We start from the raw sequence: 3447 nt of genomic DNA, 5'->3' as shown, positions 1-3447 counted from the left end.
ACGGTGCCGTTGAAGTTCGAGGGGGCCACGCGGTGGCCGTCGAGCAGAACCAGGGTGCGGGCCGCGCCGAAGTTGCGGAGGTTCAGCACGTTGCCGGCGTTGTTGTTGGTCGTCGTGCCCGAGGTGCGGCCTGAGTTGGATCCGAGAAACACCGGCAGCTTGTTCAGGCCGTCCGGAATATTGGTCGGGGTGGTGTTGCGCAGCTCGTCGGCCGTGACCAGGGTCAGCGGCGTCGGCGAGTTCTTGATATTGGAGATCGTCAGCGAGCCGGTGACCACCACCTCCTCGACCTGGGCCGGATCCGCGGCCGCCTGTGCATAGGCCGTGCTCGAAAGCGCCAGGGCGCTCGAGGCCCCCAGCAACGTGACGATAAGCTTCGAACGCATATTCATTATTTCCGCCCCCAGCATATTATACTCGCCTCACAGGGAGGCGGTTTGATCGACTGCTTTGACCAGAAGAATTAAAGCGTGGCCTGTCAACATCACCCCGGGGCGTCCCCAGTTTGGTCTCTCAACAGGTGAGATCACGGCCCCCGCATCGCTCAAAGAGCGACTATTCAAGGACCTGCAGGCAGTCGGAGGGGGCGGCCGGAGACGCCTTTCCAGCGCCGCTGACGAATGCGGAGAGGCGATCGGCGATTAAACGCGGCCGCCCGCGCCGTCGGAGGTTACTTTCTCCAACAAGCATTCGGAAGACTAGCGCGCGACGGCGTCGGCTTCGATGTTCAAGGCCCCGAGGGCGTCCATGTTGGCCGGAGCGGGGCGGTCCGAAGCGGCTACGCCGTTGTTGCTGAGGATGTAGGCGACGATCTCGACATAGGCGTCGAGCGAAAGGCGGCCTGGCGCATCGGGCGGCATCGCCGCCTGGGTGAAGCCGATGAGAGTGCTGGACGGTTGGTCGAACCACTTTTCACGGAACGCCTCTCCCTTCAGGGGTGGACCGCCAAACTCGCCGTCGTTGAGGTTGGCGCCGTGGCAGTCGATGCAGCGGGACGAGTACTCCGCTTTGCCGTTTTCCACCTGCGCCGCGGTGAAGGTCAGCCGGGCCGCCTTCTCGGGCGCGAGCGCGGGCGAGGGGGCCGTCTGGGCGATGGCGATGCCGGCGATAGCCAGGCAAAGGGTCAGGCCGGCAATTAAATGTCCGCGTTTCACAAGGATATCCGTAAGCGACAGGAACTCGGCGCAGAAACGCCCGCCTCGGAACGCTATCAGAACGCCGCGGGCAGAACCAAGGCAACTACACGCCCATTTGATGTTGTGCGAATGCGCGCGTGAATTCATCTCTCATCTATTGAGAGGCTCGTCGTGGCCCGGCATGCAGGCTGGGAATTCGATGACGCCGTCGGCATATAGCTGCACGCGCGTCAAGCATTTCGAGTTGGAAAAGCCCGGTCCGGAGCGGGGCGCGGCTTGGAATCTTCGCACAGTGAACGATCGCGCGAGGGGAGGGCGCGGCCGCGCTCGCCCGCCTTGCCTAAGCGCTGCTTTGCATACAACTTCCCTGAGGCGGGTAAAAAAGCCAACGCCCGCGATGCGGCGTGGCGGTCCGTTGGCCGGAATTAGTGGGGAGACGTATCGATGACCGCGCGTTCGGGCTGGCTGGCCGCTGGCTTCACCCTTTTGGCGTCGCACGCCCTGGCGGCCGGCCCCGCCGACGAGTGGCCCGCCTATGGCTACGATTTCGGCGAGAGCCGCCACTCGCCCCTGACCCAGATCTCGCCGGCCAATGTGGGCAAGCTCAAGCCGGCCTGGACCTATCATATGAAGCCGCCGGCCGAGCCGGCAGCCGCCGGGGAACCGGCCCGTCCCGCTTTCTCCAGCTCGCAGAACACGCCCCTCGTGGTGAACGGTATGATGTTCGTCTCCACGCCCTACGGTCGGATCGTCGCCCTCGACAGCGACACCGGCAAGGAGTTGTGGGTTTACAAGACGCCGGCCGGCGATGGCCCTGCCACGCGCGGGCTCGCCTACTGGCCGGGCGGCAAGGGCGACGCGCCGCGCCTCATCTCCGGCACCCGCGCCGGCAAGCTCGTGGCCCTGGACGCCAAGACCGGCGCTCCGGTGAAGACCTTCGGCGTCGACGGCCTGCTCGACCTGCGCACGGCGGAAGTGTTGCAGGGGATTCCCAACGCGTTCCTGGGCGTGACCTCCGCGCCGGTGATCTACAAGGACATCGTCATCACGGGCTCGCGCACGCAGGAAACGCCGGCGCAGGGCGCCAATGGCCGCGTCCGCGCCTTCGATGTGCGCACCGGCAAAGAGCTCTGGCGCTTCAACGGCATTCCGCAGCCGGGCGAGAAGTTCCACGACACCTGGACCGGCGACAGTTGGGTCAAGCGTTCGGGGGTCAACGTCTGGATATCGCTCACGCTGGACGCCAAGCGGGGCATCGCTTACCTGCCGTTCGCGGCGCCGACCTTCGATCAGTATGGCGCCGACCGGCCGACGCCATCGCTGTTCTCCAATTCCGTCGTCGCCGTCAAAGCCGACACCGGCGAGTACCTCTGGCACTTCCAGGCCCTGAACCACGACCTGTGGGACTACGACCTTCCCATCGCCAACCTCCTGGACGTCAAGAAGGACGGCAAGACGATCCCGGCCATCGCGGTGATGAGCAAGGCAAGCCTGCTGTTCCTGCTTGACCGCGTCACCGGCAAGCCGATCCATCCGATCCACGAGATCAAGGTTCCGACCGACACGGATGTGCCCGGCGAGGCCGTTTCCCCGACCCAGCTTGCCTCGGTGACGCCGCCGCTAGGACGCACGCGGTTTGAGATGGCCGACCTGGCCAATGTCGATCCGGCCCATCGCGCCGGCTGCGAGAAGCTGATCAAGGACATGGGCATCGTCCCGGCCGAATATTTCCAGCCGCCGCGCGTCGACAGCGCCGCCGCCCGCTTCCCCGGCAACTGGGGCGGCATCGACTGGGGGCACACCGCCTTCGATCCGACCACCCGCAACTACATCGTCAACAGCACCGACCTGGGCAGTCAGCAGGCCATGAAGCGCATGCCCGACGGAACCTACAACATGCGCGACGGCTATACCTGGTTCCGCGATCCGGTCAGCCGCATGCCCTGCCAGAAGCCGCCGTGGGGCAGCCTGTACGCGGTCAATGTCGACACCGGCCAGATCGCCTGGCGCGTCACGCTGGGCGTCAGCGAAAACTACGCCGATCCCAACACCGGGCGGCCCAGCGTCGGCGGCCCGATCACCACGGCCAGCGGCCTGGTCTTCATCGGCGCGACCGACGACAAGCGGTTCCGCGCCTTCGACGCCAAGACCGGCAAGGAGCTTTGGACCGTAAAGACGACCGCGTCGCTCTATGGCAACCCGCTGACCTACAAGGGCAAGTCCGGCAAGCAGTATGTCGCGGGCGTGTTCACGGGCGGCTTCTGGTCGGAGCCCGCCGGCGCCGACGAGGTCACGGCCTATGCGCTGCCCT

Annotated in this window: 3 protein-coding genes; 1 reads left to right on the top strand and 2 read right to left on the bottom strand. The window is 65.7% G+C overall.

The window, feature by feature from the left end:
- A partial coding sequence (locus tag JWQ89_RS09630; RefSeq protein WP_299640464.1) for a TonB-dependent receptor plug domain-containing protein occupies positions 1 to 386 on the bottom strand: 386 nt, incomplete at its 3' end.
- Positions 387 to 698: 312 nt separating this feature from the next.
- Positions 699 to 1154, bottom strand: a complete 456-nt coding sequence (locus JWQ89_RS09625; RefSeq protein ID WP_299640463.1) for a cytochrome c — start codon at positions 1152 to 1154, stop codon at positions 699 to 701.
- 426 nt (positions 1155 to 1580) lie between these two features.
- Between JWQ89_RS09625 and JWQ89_RS09620 the strand changes: the two genes are divergently transcribed.
- Positions 1581 to 3447: PQQ-binding-like beta-propeller repeat protein (locus JWQ89_RS09620; RefSeq protein WP_299640461.1), on the top strand; the 1867-nt coding region annotated here is incomplete at its 3' end.

Source organism: Devosia sp. (assembly GCF_028290645.1).
Lineage (GTDB): Bacteria > Pseudomonadota > Alphaproteobacteria > Rhizobiales > Devosiaceae > Devosia_A.
This window is presented reverse-complemented; position numbering and strand designations above follow the sequence as displayed.